Source organism: Streptomyces mashuensis, assembly GCF_014654785.1.
GTDB lineage: Bacteria > Actinomycetota > Actinomycetes > Streptomycetales > Streptomycetaceae > Streptomyces > Streptomyces mashuensis.
In genome coordinates this window covers 19,613-38,306 of sequence record NZ_BNBD01000005.1, presented here as the reverse complement: position 1 = coordinate 38,306, position 18,694 = coordinate 19,613, and the positions used below count along the sequence as shown (strand labels likewise).

Genomic DNA, 18,694 nt, shown 5'->3' with positions numbered 1-18,694 from the left:
CTCCCCCTTACTTACCGGCTCAGTGGAAGTACTCGTTCAGACGCGACACGGACACCGCCGCGCCGTTGCGCTGCCGCAGTACCGCCGCCAGCTGCGCGTCGTCCTGGCCGTGCGCCTGCTGCGAGTAGTCCAGGTGGTTGGATATGTGCGCGCACGCCTGGAGTACGGCTTTGACCTGCGCCGACCACATCTCCACCGTGGTCTCCAACTGCCCGCCCATCGCGAAGCCGTGGCTCTTGAGCGCCGCCGCGGCCTGCATGGTGGAGCCGCGGCCGTCCTTGTCCGCGCCCAGGCCCGCGATGTCGGCCTGATCGTGCAGTTGACCGAAGAGTTCGTACGCCTCGTGGCCCACGGCGCCCAGGTCGTCCTGGTGCACCACGAGGTCGCCCGTTCCGGCGGCCTTGCCGCCGTCCGGCGCCTGCACCCCGTTCAGGCGCATCCGCACGGCCCCGCCGTCACCCGCAGTGGCCTTCAGGCTCTCCCACTCGTCCCACCCCATGTCTTCCGCCCCTCTCGTCGCGTGGACCAAGCATCATCGTCCAACGCGCGCCCCTCAACGCTCCCCTGCCGGCTGGAACGTGCGGCGGTACGTCTGGGGCGAGACGCCCAGCGTGGCGTGGAGGTGCTGGCGGAGGGAGGCGCCCGTGCCGAAGCCCGCGTGGCGGGCGACGCGGTCGACGGGCCAGGTCGTGGTCTCCAGGAGGTGGCGCGCCAGGTCGATGCGTTGGGCGGTGAGCCACTGGCCCGGGCTCGTGCCGACCTCCTCGCGGAAGCGGCGCGTGAACGTGCGGACGCTGACCCGCGCATGCGCGGCCAACTGGGCGAGGCCGAGGGGCTCGCCGAGGCGTTCCATGGCCCAGGCGCGGGTCGGGGCGGTGGTGCTGGCCGCCGGCTCGGGGACGGGGCGCTTGATGTACTGGGCCTGGCCGCCGTCGCGCCACGGCGGTACGACGCAGGTGCGGGCCACCTCGTTGGCGATCTCACTGCCGTGGTCGCGGCGTACGAGGTGCAGGCACAGGTCGATACCGGCCGCGACGCCCGCGGACGTCAGCACGTCGCCGTCGTCGACGAACAGCACGTCCGGGTCGACCCGCACCGTCGTGAACAGGCGGCGCATCTGTTCCGCCTCGTGCCAGTGCGTGGTCGCGGGCCGGTGGTCGAGGAGACCGGCGGCGGCCAGGACGTAGCCGCCGGTGCAGATGCCGACCATGCGCGTGCCCGGCCGCACGACGGCCAGCGCCTCGGCGATCTCCGCGGGCAGCAGCCCGTCCGCCCGGATGGCGTCCAGGGCGTGCGACGGCGGGATGACCACCGTGTCGGCCGTGGCCAGCACGGACGCGTCGTGCGCGACGGAAATGCCGTAGTCGGCCTCGGTGCGGACCGGACCGCCGTCCGGGCTGCACGTGAGCACCTCGTACAGCGGGCGCCCGGCCGCGTCGCGCGCGGCGCCGAAGATGCGGGACGGGATGCCCAGCTCGAAGGGGACGACCCCGTCGAGGGCCAGGACGACGACACGGTGGATGACCTGCATGGCCCGATTCTTTCAGATGGTGGCCATCGGGCCACTGCCGACGGGCACGGGGCCCCGGCAGGCTGGAGCCCACCCCACAGGTCCCACCTGCACAGCAAGGAGAACCACCATGCGCGCGATCGTCGCCGAGGGCCCCGGCGGCCCCGACGTGCTCCGGGTCGTCGAGACCGACCGCCCCGAGCCCGGGCCGACCGAGATCCTGGTCCGCGTCCACGCCGCCGGCGTGAACCCCGTCGACTGGAAGACCCGCGCCCGCGGCTTCGGCGTGGACGGCGCCGAGGCGCCGTTCATCCCCGGCTACGACGTCTCCGGCGTCGTCGAGGCCGTCGGCGCCGGCGTCACCCTCTTCCGGCCGGGCGACGCGGTCTACGGCATGCCGCGCTTCCCCCACTTCGCCGGCGCCTACGCCGACTACGTCACCGCGCCCTCCCGCCACTTCGCGCACCGCCCCGCGGGCCTCGACCACGTCCAGGCCGCCGCGCTCCCCCTCGCCGCGCTCACCGCCTGGCAGGCCCTCGTCGACACGGCGGACGTGCAGCCCGGCGAGCGCGTCCTGGTCCACGCCGCCGCGGGCGGCGTCGGCCACCTCGCGGTGCAGATCGCCAAGGCCCGCGGCGCCCACGTCATCGGCACCGCCCGCGAGGCCAAGCACGCCTTCCTCCGCGAGCTGGGCGCCGACGAGACGATCGACTACACGCAGCAGGACTTCGCCGAGGTGCTGCGCGACACCGGTGCCGACGTCGTCCTGGAGACGATCGGCGGTCCGCAGACCGCGCGCTCGCTGAGCGTCCTGCGCCCGGGCGGCCGGCTCGTGTCAATCGTGCCGCCGGACGACGCGTTCCCCGCGGCGGCGGAAGCGGCCCGCGCGGAGGGCAAGCAGGCCGGCTTCGTCATGGTGGAGCCGGACCGCGCTGCCCTGCTGGAGATCGCCAAGCTCGTCGAGGACGGCCGGCTGCGCGTACGCGTGGACACGACCCTGCCCCTGGAGAAGGCCGCGGAGGCCCACGCACTGGGCGAGACGGACCGCACCACCGGGAAGATCGTGCTGACGGTCGCCGACTGACCCGTCCCCGCACAGCCCCCACGAGCGGCGGGTCCGTCACTCCGGCGGCCCGCAGCGGGTGCCGCACGGGCCGCGGACCGGCCACTCTGGCTGCATGCCGACGCCCGTCCCCCTCTCGTGGATCGTCACCAGCACCTCCAGCGGCAGCTCGGCCGGTCTGGGCCGCCACCTCACCGAGATGCTGCTCGCGCGCGGCGACCGGCTGCACACCGCCGAACTGGACGTCACCGCGGGCCCTGCCGTGCGCCGCGCCGTCGACGAGGCGTTCGCCGCCCTCGGCCGGGCCGACATCGTGGTCTGCGACGCCGGGCACGCCCTGCCCGTCACCACCGGCGACCTCACCGACGAGCAGATCGCCCGGCTGGTCGTCACCGACCTGCTCGGGCCGGTGCGGGTCGCCCGCGCCGCCCTGCACCACCTGCGCGTGCAGGGCGGCGGGCACATCGTCCAGATCGCCGGGGCGTGGGAGCTGGAGGGCTTCTTCGACGCGCTGGCCGACGAGGCGGCGCCGTACGGCATCGGCACCACGCTCGTCCGTACGACCCTCGCCGGCGGCACGCTGCGGCCCGTCGCCGACCCGGCCAAGACGGCCCGCGCCATCATCGACTGCGCCGCCCTCGACCCGGCGCCGCGCCGGCTCACCCTCGGCAGCGACGCCTACGAGGCCGAGCTCGCGGCCCTCACCGCCCGCCTGGCGGAACTCGAAGCGCAGCGGGAGCTCGCGTACGCGGCGGACACGGACGACGTACGGCACTGACCTCCGCAGCAGCGCCCAGCTCACCCGGCTCAGCCTGTTCACCCTGCTCAGCCGCATAGTGCCGCCTCCAGCATGCTGCCCAGCGACGCGGCCAGGGGCTGCCCGGCGGCCAGCGGGAACGCTCTCGTGGTGACGGAGGCGACGACCCGGCGCGTACGGTCGGGGGTGGTCACGGCCAGGGTGAAGTAGCCGTGTATTTCGCCGTTGTGGCCCAGGGCGTCGATGCCGCAGCTGGTGCGGAAGCGGTGGATGCCGAGTCCGTAGCCCTGCGCGGCCGCGTCGCTGCGCAGCAGCTCGGCCGTCTGTGCCGGGGGCAGCAGCCGGCCGCCGACGAGCGCGGTGAGGAAGCGGTCGAGGTCGTCGGCGCTGGAGATCATCGCGCCGGCCGCGCCGGCCAGGCTGGGGTTCAGCTCGCTGATGTCGACGGGGGCGGCGTCCGGGGAGGCGCGGAAGTAGCCGTGGGCGTGCGGGCCGGGAAGGCGGGGGTCGTCCTCGGGCGCGCTGGTGGCGCGGAGGCCGAGGGGGCGGACGATGCGGTCGGTCACCTCGGCGTTCCACGTCCGTCCCGTGACGGCGGTGACGAGCAGGCCGGCGACGATGTAGTTGGTGTCCGAGTACGACCACCTGCTGCCGGGCGGGAAGAGCAGCGGGGCGTCGGCGACGCGGGCGACCAGGTCCCGCGCGTCGTAGTGCCGGTAGCGGTTGCGCAGGAAGGCGGCGCCCTCGGCCGGGATGGCGGAGACGTAGCTGGGGAGGCCGCTGGAGTGGTGCAGCAGCATGCGGACGGTGACGGCGTCCTTGTCGGGCGGCAGCAGTCCCGGCAGGTGGCGGCGCACGGGATCGTCCAGGCCGAGCCTGCCCTCGGCGGCCAGTTGCAGCAGCACGGTGGCCACGAAGGTCTTGGTGACGCTGCCGATACGGAACCGGCCGCGTAAGGGCACGGGGGCAGGCGCGCGCGCCGAACCGGGTTGCCCGCCGTCGAGCGTGGCCGCGCCGGCGCGCAATCTCATGGTCCGCCGCCCCTCACGGACGGTCGCGGTGGCGCCGACGGCACCGTCGGCCACCACGCGGTCGAGCGCGGCCTGTAACGCGCGCCCGGCCCTGGGCTCGGGGCGCGAGCCGGGACCGGCGGCCGCGGTGACGGTCAGAGCCGTCACCACGGCGAGCACAGCAAGCAGATGGCGCATGATCAGCTCCCGGCACGTCGCACATACGGGACAGTTGACCTGACTCGTACGACTCTAGGAACCGGCCCGCACCACGCACATCCGGGAAACCCCCCACTTCATACCCCGACAATCCCCCCATCCGCCGCCGCCCCGCCAGCCGCCCCCTCAGCCGTCCACGGCGTCCACGGCGTCCATGAACCCCAGCATCCGGCCGTTGACCTCCTCCGCGTGGTCGATCTGCGGGCCGTGGCCGGTCCGGGAGAGGATCTCGACCCGCGCTCCCGGCACCAGCCGGGGCACCCGCTCGGCCTGCCGCTGCGGGTGCACGAGGAGGCTGCGCCTGCCGAGCACGAGGTAGAGCGGCGTACGGATGGTGGACAGTTCCTCGTCGGACAGCGGCAGCGGCGCGGGCCGGCGGATGCGGTAGGCGCGCACGCCCGCGTGGACCATGCGGCGCAGCTCCGGCACGACGAGGACGGGCTGCTCCAGCCAGGCCGCCAGCCGCGGGCGCAGCGCCTTGGGCGCGAACGTCGCGAAGAGGCTGACGAAGATCCACGCGAAGAAACGGAGGCCCACCTTCTCCAGGCCGCCCGGGTCGAGCAGCGTGACGGAGGCGAGGCGGCCGGGCCTGCGGTGCGCCTGGTTCAGGACGAGCCAGCCGCCGTAGGAGGTGCCGACGAGATGCACGCGGTCGAGTCCGAGGCCGGCGAGCGCCTCGTCGAGCCACTGCGCGGCGCGTTCGGGCTGGTGGATGGCCTCCCGCTGGGTGCTGCGCCCGGGGTCGCCGGGGGTGTCGAGCGCGTAGACGGGGCGATCGGCGCTGAGGGCGGGGGTGTTGGGGTACCACATCGCGGAGCAGGAGCCCGCTCCGTGCACGAGCACGACGGGGGTGCGGTCGCGGGCGGCCGGGTCGGCGGGCTCGTAGCGGTAGACGTGCGTGGTGCCGAACGAGGTCTCCACGTCCGTCTCCGCGACGGGCGACGCGCCCAGCGCGTACACCGCGTCGCACGCCTCGTAGTAGCGGTCGCGCCAGGCGTCGCTCACGAAGCGGCCGACGTCGGGCCGCATGTCGGGCCGCACGTCGGGCCGGTTGCGGGTCATGGTCTCGGGCACGGCCACCACCTCCACGGGGGAACGGCTGCAATCAGCTGCGAAGCGCAGCGATCAGCTTTCGTGATACGAACGTACCACGTACGTGATACGGCTGTACCATCAAGATTGAGGGACCCGAACACGGGCCGGACCGGAGGAGGAACACCCGATGCCGAAGCGCGTCGACCACGCGGAACGGCGGGACCAGATCGCGGAGGCGCTCCTCCGCGTCGCCGGGCGGCGCGGGCTGCACGCCGTGGGCATGCGCGACGTGGCCGCGGAGGCCGGCGTGTCACTGCGGCTGGTGCAGTACTACTTCGAGACGAAGGAAAAGCTGCTGCTCCACGGCCTGCGGCACCTGGCCGCCCGGTTCGGGGAGCGGGTCACCGCCCGGATCGGGGCGGCGGGGCCTGCGCCGGGCCCCCGCGAGAGGGTCGAGGCCATGCTGACGGCGGCGCTGCCGACCGACGAGGAGAGCCGCACCTTCCACCTCGTCTACACGTCGTACGCCGTCCTGTCCGTCACGGACCCGGCGCTCGCCGCGCAGCCCTTCATCAAGGACCCGGACGCCGCCGAGAGCGCCCTCACCGAACTGCTGCGCCAAGCACAGGAGTCGGGCCTCGCCCGGCCGGACCTCGACGCCCGCCTGGAGGCCGTCGGCCTGCTCGCCCTGTCCGCGGGCCTGGGCACCAGCGTCCTCGTCGGCCAGCGCACCCCGGAGTCGGCCATCACCGTCCTGACCCACCACCTGGACCGGATCTTCCAGCCCGCCCCCGGCGCACAGCCGGCGGCAGGCTGACCCCTACGCCCCCGCCGATCGCCGACCGCCGATCAGCCAGCGGCGACCCCCGAAACCCCGTCTGCCACAATCACCCCATGGCTGACCACGACGGCTACCTCCTGGACAACCAGCAGCCGGAAGCGGGCGAACGCTTCGGCCCCCTGGCCGAGTTGTTCGACCCTGTGACGTTCCGGCACGTCGACCGGCTCGGGATCACCACCGGCATGCGGTGCTGGGAGGTCGGCGCCGGCGGCCCGTCCGTGCCCCTCGGGCTCGCCGAACGGGTCGGGTCCACGGGCACGGTGGTCGCCACCGACATCGACGTGTCCTGGACCCGCCACATCAGCGGCGGCACGATCGAGGTCCTGCGCCACGACGTGGCGGCCGACCCGCCGCCGCCCGGCGGCTTCGACCTCGTCCACGCACGGCTGGTCCTCGTCCACGTCACCGAACGCGCCGAGGCGCTGCGCCGCATGGTCCAGGCGCTGCGGCCCGGGGGATGGCTGCTGCTGGAGGACGCCGACCCGGCGCTGCTCCCCCTGATGTACCCCGACGAGTCGGGCCCCGAGCAGCGCCTCGCCAACCGTCTGCGGTCCGGCTTCCGCACCCTGATGGCCGACCGCGGCGCGGACCTCGCGTACGGGCGGACCCTGCCCCGGGTACTGCGCGAGGCCGGCCTCGAATCCGTCGAGGCGGACGCGTACTTCCCGATCACCTCACCGGCGTGCGCCGCCCTCGAGGCCACGACCGTACGCCAGGTCCGCCACCACCTGGTGGCCGCGGGACTCGCCACGGACGAGGAGATCGACCGCCATCTGGCCAACGTCACCGCCGGCCGCCTCGACGTCGGCACCGCCCCCCTGGTCTCCGCCTGGGGCCGCGCCCCGTCCCGCTGAAAACGGCGACAGAGTGCAGCTCAGCTGAGGCGGCCGCTCAGCTCAGGCGGCCGCTCAGGAGGCAGAACTCGTTGCCTTCGGGGTCGGCCAGGACGTGCCAGGACTCGTCGCCGCGCTGGCCGACGTCGGCCGGGCGTGCCCCGAGCTTCAGGAGGCGTTCGAGCTCGGCGTCCTGATCGCGGTCGGTGGCGTTGACGTCGAAGTGCATCCGCAGCTGCCCCGTCTTGGGCTCGGCGGCGGGGAGGAAGAACAGCGTCGGCTGCAACCCGCCGAATCCTTCCCGCGGCCCGATCTCCACCGTGCCCTCTTCGGTGCTGAGCACGACGAAGTCCAGCACCTCGCACCAGAACGCCGCCAGCCGCTGCGGATCCTGGCTGGGAATGACCAGTTCGGAGATTCGAGAAGCCATGGCGGGCACCCTACGGGGCATCAGTCCCGTGCAGCCACTGGTTGAACGAGCCCGGCGCGGCCACCGGCCGCAGTCCTCGCGCCCCACCGAATGGCTACTTTTGCAAGCGCCTGCTTGCAAAAGTTAGCAAGCTGCGGCAGCATCGCACCCATGGCATCACTCAACGTCGGCAACCTCGGCGAGTTCCTGCGCGAGCAGCGGCGCACCGCGCAGCTGACGCTGCGCCAGCTCGCCGATGCGGCGGGAGTGTCCAACCCGTACCTCAGCCAGATCGAGCGCGGGCTGCGCCGGCCCAGTGCCGAGATCCTGCAGCAGCTGGCCAAGGCGCTGCGGATATCGGCCGAGACGCTGTACGTGCAGGCCGGGATCCTCGACGAGAGGGACCGGGAGGAGGCCGGGGTGCGCAGCGCGATCCTCGCCGACCCCTCGATCGACGAGCGGCAGAAGCAGGTGCTGCTCCAGATCTACGAGTCCTTCCGCAAGGAGAACCGCCCGGCCGCCGGCGAAGGCGACCGTGGCGCGCCGCGCGACACCACCTGAGCGACGACAGAGCACATCCTCGAGCCGATCCGGGAGACCATCGCAATGGCCCTCACCCAAGACATCCGCAAGGCAGCCACCGACACCGGTTACGCCGCGGCCGGCGCCGTCGACCTCGCGGCCGAGAAGGTCGGGCAGCTCGTCGCCGAGGCGCCCGGCCGCATCGAGCAGCTGCGCAGCACCGACCCCAAGGCGGTCGGCGAGCGCGTGACCCAGCAGGCCAAGGAGGTGCAGGAGCGGGTCGGCGCCAAGGTCACCGAGTTCCTGGCCTCCCTCGACACCGACCTGAAGAAGCTCGGCCAGAACGCCCAGGACCTCGCCCTGCAGGGCGTCGGCCAGGCCGTCGGCCTCGCCGCCAAGGGCGGCGAGAAGTTCGAGCAGCTCGCCGAGCGCGGCCGTACGGCCGTGAAGACCTGGCGCGGCGAGGCCGCCGAGGAGATCAGCGAGATCGCCGTCGCCGTCGAGCCCGGCAGCGACACCGGCAGCGACGCGAAGAGCGAGCAGAGCGGCCAGGGCGACAAGGCCGAGGCCGCGAAGGCGGACACCAAGGCCGGGGACAAGGCGGAGGACAAGGCCGACGACAAGGCGGACGACAAGCCCGCCGCCCGCCGCACCACCGCCGCCCGCAAGGCGCCCGCCGCCAAGAAGACCGGCGAGTGACACGACGGTCCGGGCACGCTTCCCGTGCCCGGACCGTTTCTCCGGTACGTCCCGGGCGCCGCCCGGGTACGGTGGCAGGGACGGCACTCATCGACGCGAGGTGGACGGCATGCTGGTGGAAGGCTTCGGCGAGCTCCTTTCCTGGGTCTCCCTCGGTCTGCTCGTCTTCTCGTTCTTCGCCCTCGTCGACGCGGCGGTACGGCGCCAGGACGCCTACCGTGCGGCGGACAAGCAGAACAAGGGCTTCTGGCTGATCATCCTGGGCATCGCCGTCGCGGTGCAGTTCTTCTTCGGCATCCTGGACTTCCTGCCGATCATCGGCCTGATCGCCACGATCGTCTACGTGGTCGACGTCCGGCCGGCCCTGCGGCAGGTGAGCGGGCGCGGCGGCCCCCGCCGCCGGGGCTCCAGCTCCGACGGACCGTACGGGCCGTACAACGGCGGTCGCTGAGCACGACCGCGTACCGGCGGGCCCGGGGGCTGTCAGCCGCCGTGCTCCAGCAGCACCACGGCCACGTCGTCCGTCAGTTCGCCGCCGTTGAGCGCGCGGACCTCCGTCACGGCGGCCTCCAGGAGCTCCTCGCCGCGCAGGCCGTCCTTCAGCCGGCGCCGGACGAGCTCGATCATGCCCTCCTCGCCCAGCCGCCGCGTGCCCGCGCCGATGCGGCCCTCGATCAGGCCGTCGGTGTACATCATCAGGCCCCACGCGTCGCCGAGTTCGACCGGCCGGTGCTTCCACCGGCCGGCTCCGGGCAGGCCCAGCGCGGGGCCGGCCGCGTCCTGCGGCAGCAGCGCCGGTGCCTGGCCGGGGCGCAGCAGCAGCGGGGCCGGGTGGCCGGCCAGGCAGAGGTCCGCCGACCGCCCGTCCGGGGCGATGTCGACCGTGCAGAGCGTCGCGAAGATCTCCTCGTCCGCCCGTTCGTGCTCCAGCACCTGCTGGAGCGTGTCGAGCAGCTCGTCGCCGCACACCCCGGCGAGGATCAGCGCCCGCCAGGCGATGCGCAGTTCGACGCCGAGGGCGGCCTCGTCCGGGCCGTGGCCGCAGACGTCGCCGATCATCGCGTGGACGGTGCCGTCGGGGGTGCGCACGGTGTCGTAGAAGTCGCCGCCGAGCAGGGCGCGGCTGCGGCCGGGCCGGTAGTGGGCGGCGAACCGCAGCGGGGAGCCGTCCAGCAGGGGGTTCGGCAGCAGGCCGCGTTCCAGGCGGGCGTTCTCCTGGGCGCGCAGGCGGGTCTCGGTGAGCTGGTGCTGGGCGCGGTCGGCGCGCTTGCGTTCGACGGCGTAGCGGATGGCGCGGCTGAGCACCTTGCCGTCGAGTTCGTCGCGGAAGAGGTAGTCCTGGGCGCCGACGCGCACCGCTTCGGCGGCGCGTTCGGCGTCGGCCTCGGCGGTCAGGGCCAGCACGGCCTGGTGCGGGGCGAGCCGCAGCACCTGCCGCAGGGTCTCCAGTTCGTCGGGCGCGGTACCGGCCTGTGCGCTGCCGGCCTGCGCGCCGGGCGTGCAGTCGAGGGGCGGCAGGCCGAGGTCGAGGAGGATGCACTGCACGTCGTCGGTGAGCAGCCGTTCGGCCTCGGTGAGGTTGCGGGCGGTGCGGACGCGCACGGGCCGGCCGGCGCCGCCGGCCATGCCCGCCATGTCGGGACCGGAGAGCGAGCCGCCGGGGTCGTCCTCGATCACGAGCAGGGTGAGCCCGCCGTCGGGCAGCGCGGCCGGCTGATCGGCCTGCCTCGGAGCGGGTACGGGCATCATTCGATTCCTTCCTTCCCCAGCTGATGCTGAGGGCGCCCCCACCCCCCGAAGGGAGGCACTTCGCCGTCGACGAGTACCGAACGTGACCCTAGCGCCAGAGCCCTGCCCAACGGAATGGTACGAAGCCACTCGCCTCTGTCATATGCCCTCGCCACCAAGGGAATTGACGTGAAAACCGACCCGAATGGGCGCGTGCGCGATGACATTCCTCACGTCGTACAGGCGTACGACCGTACGGACGGTACGGGCCCCGATGCGCCCCGCGTACGCGCCGGCGTACGCCGTGATACGCGCCTCGTGACGCCCTTCACTCCACCCGCCGGCACCCCGCGCCCCGGCCCCGCCGCGGTATCACCCCGGCCGCACGACCCCCAGGATCGGCATCGTGCCCGCCCCCGCGTACGTGACCTGCCGGCCCGGCCGCGGCGCGTGCACGATCGTCCCGTTTCCCACGTACAGCCCCACATGACTGGCGTCGCTGAAGTAGATCACCAGGTCACCGGGGCGCATGTCCTTCACGTCCACCTTCGGCAGCTGCCGCCACTGCTCCTGCGACGTCCGCGGAATGGCCCGGCCCCCCGCCGCCCACGCCTGGAGCGTCAGCCCGGAGCAGTCGAACGTGTCGGGCCCCTGGGCGCCCCACACGTAGTTCTTGCCGAGCTGCGCGACGGCGTACTCCACCACGCGCCGCGCCGCACCCGTCGCCGCGCCCGCCCCCAGCGCGCCCTTGCCGGCGTCCGTGGACAGCCACGCCGCCTGCGACGACCGGGCCCGCTCGTCCTCCAGCTCCTTCAGCCGCGCCCGCTCCCGCTCCGCCAGGCCCTCCTCGACCTTCTTCGCGGCCGCCAGCCTGGCCTCGACCTCCTTCTTCGCCTCCTCCTTCCTCTTCCGCTCCGCGTCCAGCGCCTTCCAGCGCTGCTTCGCCTCCTTGGTGTACTTCTCCAGGTCGGCGCGGGTGGTCTCCACCTGCGTCAGCAGGGTGTGCGTGGCCTGCTCGCCCTTACGGGCCAGCCGCACCCCGTCGAGGAAGGTGTCCGGCGAGGAGCTCAGGACGAGCTGTGTGCGCGGCGTGAGACCGCCGCTGCGGTACTGGGCGCGGGCCAGGGCCCCGGTGTCCCGGCGCAGCCGGTCCATGCGCTGCTGCGCCTCGCCCAGCCGCCGGCCGAGGTCGGAGACGTTCTTCTCCTGAAGCCGCTGCTCCTCGTTGGCGGCGTTGTACGAGTCGGTGGCCGCCTCGGCCTTGCGGTAGAGGCTGTCGATCTCCTTGCGGACCTGTTCCAGGCTCTGCGCGCCGGAGCCGCCCCCCGGTGCCGGCGGCGCGGGGTCCGCCCAGGCGGCGCCCGGCGCCCAGAGGGCGCCCACCAAGCCCGCCGCGCACACCACGGCCACGACCCCGGCGGCCCGCCCGCGCCGCCCGTACGACCCGTACGCCCCATACGCTCCGGGCGGCACCTCGCCCGGCGCGCCGCCCGTAACCCCGCGCCAGCCGCCGCCCCGGCCGTCGCCCTCCCTGTCCGCCGACCCCACCGCAGACCCCACCGGCCACCTCCGCGACTTCCGCCCCACGCCTGACGTACCGTCATACGAGATCCGGATGCTGCCACGCCCCGCCCGGATCCAAAAGAGACCCGCGTCACACCGGCGTAGAGTCCGCGCCACCGGCGGGCAGGCCGGAGCCCGCGGCGGGCCCCGCACCCGGCCACCGACGGCCCCGCGCCCGGCCGCCGACGGGCCCCGCGCCCGGCCACCGGCGGCCACCAGCAGGCCCCGCCCGGGACCGGCACCGCCGGCTCCGGACGGGGCCACCACACCGATGGCCGAGGTTCACCCCTCGTTCACTCGGCTCCGGCGGCTGCTTCACCTGATCTGCCTAATTTCCCCGAGTAGAGGGTGCGGGTCGGAGTGACCGGCCGCACCCGCCCACCTCTCGCACGCCGCCCACCGCGGCGGCTCCCGGAAGGAACTCCCCAACAGTGAAGCTCCAGCGCAAGAACCGGCTTCGCACCGTCGCTCTCGGCGCCCTCGCCGTCTCCAGCGCCCTGGCCCTCACGGCGTGCGGCTCCGACAACAACGGCGGCGGCCAGTCGGGCGGTGACGCCACCAAGGCCGCCGGCAGCATCAAGTGCGAGGGGAAGGGCCAGCTGCTGGCCTCCGGGTCCACCGCGCAGAAGAACGCCATGGACCTGTGGGTCAAGAACTTCATGGCCGCCTGCAAGGACATCCAGATCAACTACAAGCCGACCGGCTCGGGCGCCGGCATCCAGGAGTTCCTGCAGGGCAAGACCGCCTTCGCCGGCTCCGACTCGCCGCTGAAGCCCGAGGAGGTCACCAAGTCCAAGGACGTCCTCAAGGGCGGTCAGGGCATCAACCTGCCCATGGTCGGCGGCCCGATCGCGGTCGGCTACAACGTCCCGGGCGTGAAGAACCTGGTCCTCGACGCCGACACGCTCGCCAAGATCTTCGACTCGAAGATCGAGAAGTGGAACGACGACGCGATCAAGAAGCTCAACCCGGACGCCAAGCTCCCCGACCTGAAGGTCCAGCCGTTCCACCGCTCGGACGAGTCGGGCACCACGGACAACTTCACCAAGTACCTCAAGGCCGCCGCCGACAAGTCCTGGCCGTACGAGCCCGCCAAGGCGTGGAAGGCCAAGGGCGGCCAGTCGGCCGACGGTTCGGCCGGCGTCTCCTCGCAGGTCCACCAGACCGAGGGCGCCATCTCGTACTTCGAGCTGTCCTACGCCAAGGCCAACAGCATCGACACCGTCCGCCTCAACACCGGCGCCTCCGCCCCCGTCGAGGCCACCTCCGAGAACGCCTCCAAGGCCATCGCCGAGGCGAAGGTCGCCGGCACCGGCTCCGACCTCGCGCTGAAGCTGAACTACACCACCAAGGCCGAGGGCGCCTACCCGATCACCCTGGTCACGTACGAGATCGTGGGCGACAAGGGCAACAAGGCCGAGAGCCTGCCGGCCGTGAAGTCCTTCCTCACCTACATCGCCGGCCAGGACGGCCAGGCAGTCCTGAAGGACCTGGGCTACGCCCCGCTCCCCAACGAGATCGCCACCAAGGTCCGCGAGACCATCTCCTCCCTGTCCTGACCCCGCGGGCGGGGCCGCCCCAACGGCCCCGCCCCCCGTACACCTTTCCGGTGCACCGCCGCGCCAGGGGGCGCCCCCACGGGCCCCGGCCTCCCCGTCACGCCCCGCCGGGAGCCGCCCCCGCAGACCGGAGACAGCCACCCATGGACATATCCCCAGCTCCAGCCACCGCCCCCGGGGCCCCGGCCCCGGAACCGGACCCGGCCCGGGCGAAGAACGCCACCCGCCCCGGCGACCGCGTCTTCCTCGCCCTCTCCCGCGGCTCCGGCATCCTCCTCCTGGTGATCATGGCCGCCATCGCGGTCTTCCTCACCGTCCGGGCCGCCAACGCCCTCTCCCACGACGAGGGCAACTTCTTCACCACCTTCGAGTGGAGCGCCAACGCCACCCCGCCCGTCTTCGGCATCGCCGTCCTGGCCTTCGGCACGGTCGTCAGCTCGCTGATCGCGATGGCCATCGCGGTCCCCGTCGCCATCGGCATCGCGCTCTTCATCACGCACTACGCGCCGCGCAAGCTCGCCACGCCGCTGTCCTACGTGATCGACCTGCTCGCCGCCGTGCCGTCCATCGTCTACGGCCTGTGGGGCGCCCTCTTCCTCGTCCCGCACCTCAAGGACCTCTACGCCTGGCTGAACGACTGGTTCGGCTGGACCGGCATCCTCGAGTACCACGACGGCGCGCCGCGCTCGCTGTTCACCATCGGCATCCTGCTGGCGATCATGATCCTGCCGATCGTCACCAGCGTCAGCCGTGAGGTGTTCCGGCAGACGCCGCGGATGAACGAGGAGGCCGCCCTCGCCCTCGGCGCGACCCGCTGGGAAGTCATCCGGATGGCCGTCCTCCCCTTCGGCCGCTCGGGCGTGATCAGCGCCTCCATGCTCGGCCTGGGCCGCGCCCTCGGCGAGACGATGGCCGTCGCGACCGTCCTCTCCCCCAGCTTCGAGATCGGCAAGAGCCTGCTCGACCCGGGCGGCGGCACCTTCGCCCAGAACATCGCCAGCAGCTTCAAGGAGTCCGGCGAACTGGGCAAGGACGCACTCATCGCCTCCGGCCTCGTCCTCTTCGTCCTCACCCTCCTGGTCAACGGCGCCGCCCGGATGATCATCGCGCGGCGCAAGGAGTACGCGGCATGAGCGAGGCCATGATGGACCAGCCCGTCATCACCGACACGCCCTCCGGCAGTGCGCCCCTCCCCCGCACCTCCCTGCACCGCCCCCGCCTGCCCCGCTGGGCGCCCTACGCGCTCGCGGCCGGCTCGGCGGCGGCCGGCTCGGCCGTCGGCCTGGCCGCGGGCCTGGGCAGCCACGTGCAGTGGGGCCTGATCGCCGCCCTCCTCTACGTGCTGTCGACGCTCGGCGTCGCCACCCGCGTCGAGGGCCTGCGGCAGGCCAAGGACCGCCTGGCCACCACCCTCGTCTGGGTCTGCTTCCTGGTCGCCGTCGTGCCGCTCGTCTCCCTCGTCTGGGAGACGGTCTCGCGCGGCGTGAAGGTCCTGGACGGCACCTTCCTCAGCCACTCCATGGCGGGCGTCCTCACCATCCAGCCGGGCGGCGGCGTCTACCACGCCATCATCGGCACGCTGGAGCAGGTGGGCATCGCCACCGCCATCGCCGCGCCCGTCGGCCTGCTGACCGCCGTCTACCTGGTGGAGTACGGCCGCGGCCGGCTCGCCAGGGCCGTCACCTTCTTCGTCGACGTCATGACGGGCATCCCGTCGATCGTCGCGGGCCTGTTCGTCCTCAGCTTCTGGATCCTGATGCTGGACTTCGGCTACTCCGGCCTCGCGGGCTCCATGGCGCTCGCCATCCTGATGATGCCGGTCGTCGTCCGCTCCACGGAGGAGATGCTCAAGCTCGTCCCCAACGAGCTGCGCGAGGCGAGCCTCGCCCTCGGCGTGCCCAAGTGGCGCACCATCCTCAAGGTCGTGCTGCCCACCGCGATCGGCGGCATCGCCACCGGCGTGATGCTCGCGGTCGCCCGCATCGCCGGCGAGTCCGCCCCGATCGTCCTGCTGGTCTTCGGCTCGCAGGTGATCAACAACAACCCCTTCGAGGGCGCCCAGTCGTCGCTGCCGTACTACATCTACGAGCAGTGGGCGGCCGGCAACGAGGCCAGCTACGACCGCGCCTGGGCCGCGGCCCTGGTCCTCATCGCCTTCGTCATGATCCTCAACCTGGTGGCCAGGGGCATCGCCCGCTGGAAGGCCCCCAAGACGAGCCGCTGACGCGGTCGAACACCCCGAAAGAAGCAGTGATCCCATGGCCAAGCGCATCGACGTCAGCGGCCTGACCGCCTACTACGGCTCCCACAAGGCCATCGAGGACATCTCGATGACCGTCGAGCCCCGCTCCGTGACCGCCTTCATCGGCCCGTCCGGCTGTGGCAAGTCCACCTTCCTGCGCACCCTGAACCGCATGCACGAGGTCACCCCCGGCGGCCGCGTCGAGGGCAAGGTGCTGCTGGACGACGAGAACCTCTACGGCGCCGGTGTCGACCCCGTCTCCGTACGCCGCACCGTCGGCATGGTCTTCCAGCGCCCGAACCCGTTCCCCACCATGTCGATCTACGAGAACGTGGTGGCCGGCGTCCGCCTCAACGGCGGCCGGCTCCGCAAGGCGGACCTCGACGCCCTCGTGGAGCGGTCGCTGCAGGGCGCCAACCTGTGGAAGGAGGTCAAGGACCGGCTCGACAAGCCCGGCGCCGGCCTCTCCGGCGGCCAGCAGCAGCGCCTGTGCATCGCCCGCGCGATCGCCGTGGAGCCGCAGGTGCTGCTGATGGACGAGCCCTGCTCGGCCCTCGACCCGATCTCCACGCTGGCGATCGAGGACCTGATCGGCGAGCTGAAGGAACGGTTCACGATCGTGATCGTCACCCACAACATGCAGCAGGCCGCCCGCGTCTCGGACCGCACGGCCTTCTTCAACCTGGCGGGCGTCGGCCAGCCGGGCAAGCTGGTGGAGATCGACGACACGCAGCGCATCTTCTCCAACCCCTCCGTGCAGGCCACGGAGGACTACATCTCGGGCCGCTTCGGCTAGACCGCGCCCCTCCCGAGCCGCCTTGCGGTGCTGCATGGCGGTGCCGCCGCAAGGCGAAGGGCCCGCCCCCTGCTCGTACCAGGGGGCGGGCCCGTGCCGTTCGGTGTCTTCCGGTGTCCGGTCAGCCGAAGGCCAGGTTGACCAGCCAGAAGCTGAACGCGGCCACGAGCGCCGCGGCCGGCATGGTGATGAACCAGCCGAGCACGATGTTCTTCGCGACGCCCCAGCGCACCGCGCGGGTGCCCTTGGTGGAGCCCACACCCATGATCGCCGAGGTGATGACGTGGGTGGTGGAGATCGGCGCGTGGTACATGAACGACGCGGTGTACATGACGGAGGCGGCCGTCGTCTCCGCGGCGAAGCCCTGCGGCGGGTCCAGCTCGATGATCCGGCGGCCGAGGGTCCGCATGATCCGCCAGCCGCCCGCGTACGTACCGAGGGAGAGCGTGATCGCGCAGGCGAGCTTCACCCACAGCGGGATCGCCTCGTCCTTGCCCTGCACGTCACCGATGACCAGCGCCATCACGACGATGCCCATGGTCTTCTGCGCGTCCTGCAGGCCGTGGCCGAGCGCCATGCCGGCGGCGGACACCGTCTGGGCGATGCGGAAGCCGCGCTTGGCCTTGTGCGGGTTGGCCCTGCGGAAGAGCCACAGGATCACGACCATCACCAGGTAGCCCAGGATCAGGCCGACGAACGGCGAGAGGAACATCGGAACGACGACCTTCTCGACGACGCCCGACCAGATGACGGTCGTGCCGCCCGCGAGCGCCGCGCCCACCATGCCGCCGAACAGGGCGTGCGAGGAGGACGAGGGCAGGCCGAAGTACCAGGTGATCATGTTCCAGGCGACCGCGCCCACCAGGGCCGAGAAGAGGATGCCCATCCCCTTGTCGCCCACCGGCGTCTCGATCAGGCCCTTGCTGACCGTCTTGGCGACGCCGCTGCCGAGGAAGGCACCGGCGAGGTTCATCACGGCGGCCATGGCCAGCGCCGCGCGCGGCGTCAGCGCGCGCGTCGAGACCGAGGTCGCGATGGCGTTGGCGGAGTCGTGGAAACCGTTGGTATAGGTGAAGCCCAGCGCGACCGCGATGGTCACGACGAGTGCGAACGTATCCACCGGAGGTCAGGACTCCTTGACCGCGATGGTCTCGACCGTGTTCGCCACGTGCTCGAACGCGTCCGCGGCCTCTTCCAGCACGTCCACGACCTGCTTGAGCTTCAGCACCTCGATGGCGTCGTACTTGCCGTTGAAGAGCTGGGCCAGCAGCTTGCGGTGGATCTGGTCGGCCTGGTTCTCCAGCCGGTTGACCTCGATCCAGTACTCGGTGAGGTTGGTCATCGTGCGCAGGTTCGGCATGGCCTCGGCCGTCAGCTCGGCGGCCCGCGCCAGCACCTCGATCTGCTGCTCGACGCCCTTGGGGAGCTCCTCGATCTGGTAGAGGACGACCAGGTCGACGGCCTCCTCCATGAAGTCCATGATGTCGTCGAGCGAGCCCGCGAGGGAGTAGATGTCCTCGCGGTCGAAGGGCGTGATGAAGGAGGAGTTCAGCTGGTGGAAGATCGCGTGCGTCGCGTCGTCCCCCGCGTGCTCCGCTGCCCGCATGCGCTCGGAGATTTCGGCCCGGGCGGACGCGTCCGCGCCCAGCAGTTCCATCAGGAGCTTCGAGCCCGTGACGATGTTGTCCGCGGAGGCCGCGAACATGTCGTAGAAGCTCGTCTCCCTGGGGGTCAGACGAAAGCGCACGTGAGATCCTCGGGGTACAGCGGATTCGGTCTCGTTGATGCTAGGCGCATCATCCAGCCACAGCTAACTGGCATTACCTCAGTGTCGCCCATCGGGCAGAGTGCTCAGGAATCGCGGTACCGGCCCGGACCGGTGATTGTCGGTACGATATACCCGGCGGG

At 72.3% G+C, this 18,694-nt stretch carries 20 protein-coding genes; 11 read left to right on the top strand and 9 right to left on the bottom strand.

The window, feature by feature from the left end:
• Positions 1-19 precede the first annotated feature (19 nt).
• The gene (locus IE305_RS14285) at positions 20-499 is read right to left on the bottom strand and encodes a hypothetical protein (RefSeq protein WP_190129936.1); all 480 of its coding nucleotides are present in this window, start codon (positions 497-499) and stop codon (positions 20-22) included.
• A gap of 54 nt (positions 500-553) precedes the next feature.
• Positions 554-1,522, bottom strand: coding sequence for a GlxA family transcriptional regulator (locus tag IE305_RS14280; protein ID WP_190130310.1), 969 nt, complete (start codon positions 1,520-1,522; stop codon positions 554-556).
• 118 nt (positions 1,523-1,640) lie between these two features.
• Here IE305_RS14280 and IE305_RS14275 point away from each other — a divergent pair, with 118 nt between their 5' ends.
• Both IE305_RS14275 and IE305_RS14270 read left to right on the top strand, forming a co-directional pair.
• Entirely contained in the window at positions 1,641-2,594 is a 954-nt protein-coding gene (locus IE305_RS14275) for an NADP-dependent oxidoreductase (protein WP_190129935.1), read from the top strand.
• 94 nt (positions 2,595-2,688) lie between these two features.
• The gene (locus IE305_RS14270) at positions 2,689-3,351 is read left to right on the top strand and encodes an SDR family NAD(P)-dependent oxidoreductase (protein WP_190129934.1); all 663 of its coding nucleotides are present in this window, start codon (positions 2,689-2,691) and stop codon (positions 3,349-3,351) included.
• A gap of 47 nt (positions 3,352-3,398) precedes the next feature.
• Here the strand turns inward: IE305_RS14270 and IE305_RS14265 are convergent, their stop codons facing one another.
• Together IE305_RS14265 and IE305_RS14260 are read right to left on the bottom strand one after the other, a co-directional pair.
• The gene (locus IE305_RS14265; protein WP_190129933.1) at positions 3,399-4,538 is read right to left on the bottom strand and encodes a serine hydrolase domain-containing protein; all 1,140 of its coding nucleotides are present in this window, start codon (positions 4,536-4,538) and stop codon (positions 3,399-3,401) included.
• Positions 4,539-4,685: 147 nt separating this feature from the next.
• Complete coding sequence (locus IE305_RS14260; RefSeq protein ID WP_190130309.1) at positions 4,686-5,588, bottom strand: alpha/beta fold hydrolase; 903 nt, start codon at positions 5,586-5,588, stop codon at positions 4,686-4,688.
• Between the two features lie 193 nt (positions 5,589-5,781).
• Between IE305_RS14260 and IE305_RS14255 the strand changes: the two genes are divergently transcribed.
• Positions 5,782-6,411, top strand: a complete 630-nt coding sequence (locus IE305_RS14255; RefSeq protein WP_190129932.1) for a TetR/AcrR family transcriptional regulator — start codon at positions 5,782-5,784, stop codon at positions 6,409-6,411.
• 77 nt (positions 6,412-6,488) lie between these two features.
• Entirely contained in the window at positions 6,489-7,289 is an 801-nt protein-coding gene (locus IE305_RS14250) for a methyltransferase domain-containing protein (RefSeq protein WP_190129931.1), read from the top strand.
• Positions 7,290-7,326: 37 nt separating this feature from the next.
• Here the strand turns inward: IE305_RS14250 and IE305_RS14245 are convergent, their stop codons facing one another.
• Positions 7,327-7,698 (bottom strand): VOC family protein, encoded by a 372-nt coding sequence (locus IE305_RS14245; protein ID WP_190129930.1) that lies wholly within the window; start codon positions 7,696-7,698, stop codon positions 7,327-7,329.
• Positions 7,699-7,848: 150 nt separating this feature from the next.
• Between IE305_RS14245 and IE305_RS14240 the strand changes: the two genes are divergently transcribed.
• The 3 genes from IE305_RS14240 (at position 7,849) to IE305_RS14230 (ending at position 9,349) form a co-directional block, all read left to right on the top strand.
• Positions 7,849-8,238 (top strand): helix-turn-helix domain-containing protein, encoded by a 390-nt coding sequence (locus IE305_RS14240; protein ID WP_190129929.1) that lies wholly within the window; start codon positions 7,849-7,851, stop codon positions 8,236-8,238.
• A gap of 45 nt (positions 8,239-8,283) precedes the next feature.
• Positions 8,284-8,898: a hypothetical protein gene (locus IE305_RS14235; RefSeq protein WP_190129928.1), complete on the top strand. Its 615-nt coding sequence runs from the start codon at positions 8,284-8,286 to the stop codon at positions 8,896-8,898.
• A 109-nt stretch (positions 8,899-9,007) separates the two neighbouring features.
• Positions 9,008-9,349 carry a DUF2516 family protein gene (locus IE305_RS14230; protein ID WP_190129927.1) on the top strand — a complete coding sequence of 114 codons (342 nt, stop codon included), beginning with the start codon at positions 9,008-9,010 and terminating at the stop codon, positions 9,347-9,349.
• Between the two features lie 32 nt (positions 9,350-9,381).
• Here the strand turns inward: IE305_RS14230 and IE305_RS14225 are convergent, their stop codons facing one another.
• Both IE305_RS14225 and IE305_RS14220 read right to left on the bottom strand, forming a co-directional pair.
• Positions 9,382-10,644: a PP2C family protein-serine/threonine phosphatase gene (locus IE305_RS14225; protein WP_190130308.1), complete on the bottom strand. Its 1,263-nt coding sequence runs from the start codon at positions 10,642-10,644 to the stop codon at positions 9,382-9,384.
• Positions 10,645-10,998: 354 nt separating this feature from the next.
• On the bottom strand, positions 10,999-12,186 hold the full coding sequence (locus IE305_RS14220) for a C40 family peptidase (protein WP_229890962.1): 1,188 nt from the start codon (positions 12,184-12,186) through the stop codon (positions 10,999-11,001).
• Between the two features lie 434 nt (positions 12,187-12,620).
• Between IE305_RS14220 and pstS the strand changes: the two genes are divergently transcribed.
• The 4 genes from pstS to pstB all read left to right on the top strand — a co-directional run bounded on the left by pstS (position 12,621) and on the right by pstB (position 16,786).
• Positions 12,621-13,748, top strand: coding sequence for a phosphate ABC transporter substrate-binding protein PstS (pstS, locus tag IE305_RS14215; protein ID WP_190129926.1), 1,128 nt, complete (start codon positions 12,621-12,623; stop codon positions 13,746-13,748).
• A 143-nt stretch (positions 13,749-13,891) separates the two neighbouring features.
• On the top strand, positions 13,892-14,881 hold the full coding sequence (gene pstC, locus IE305_RS14210) for a phosphate ABC transporter permease subunit PstC (protein ID WP_190129925.1): 990 nt from the start codon (positions 13,892-13,894) through the stop codon (positions 14,879-14,881).
• Positions 14,878-15,972 carry a phosphate ABC transporter permease PstA gene (pstA, locus tag IE305_RS14205; RefSeq protein ID WP_190129924.1) on the top strand — a complete coding sequence of 365 codons (1,095 nt, stop codon included), beginning with the start codon at positions 14,878-14,880 and terminating at the stop codon, positions 15,970-15,972. Before pstC ends, pstA begins: the two co-directional genes overlap by 4 nt.
• 34 nt (positions 15,973-16,006) lie before the next feature.
• Positions 16,007-16,786 (top strand): phosphate ABC transporter ATP-binding protein PstB, encoded by a 780-nt coding sequence (pstB, locus tag IE305_RS14200; RefSeq protein ID WP_190129923.1) that lies wholly within the window; start codon positions 16,007-16,009, stop codon positions 16,784-16,786.
• A gap of 121 nt (positions 16,787-16,907) precedes the next feature.
• Here pstB and IE305_RS14195 read toward each other — a convergent pair whose 3' ends face one another.
• Both IE305_RS14195 and IE305_RS14190 read right to left on the bottom strand, forming a co-directional pair.
• Positions 16,908-17,906, bottom strand: coding sequence for an inorganic phosphate transporter (locus IE305_RS14195; protein WP_190129922.1), 999 nt, complete (start codon positions 17,904-17,906; stop codon positions 16,908-16,910).
• A 6-nt stretch (positions 17,907-17,912) separates the two neighbouring features.
• A complete protein-coding gene (locus IE305_RS14190; protein ID WP_190129921.1) occupies positions 17,913-18,533 on the bottom strand; it encodes a DUF47 domain-containing protein in 621 nt (206 codons plus the stop codon).
• Between the last annotated feature and the right edge of the window lie 161 nt (positions 18,534-18,694).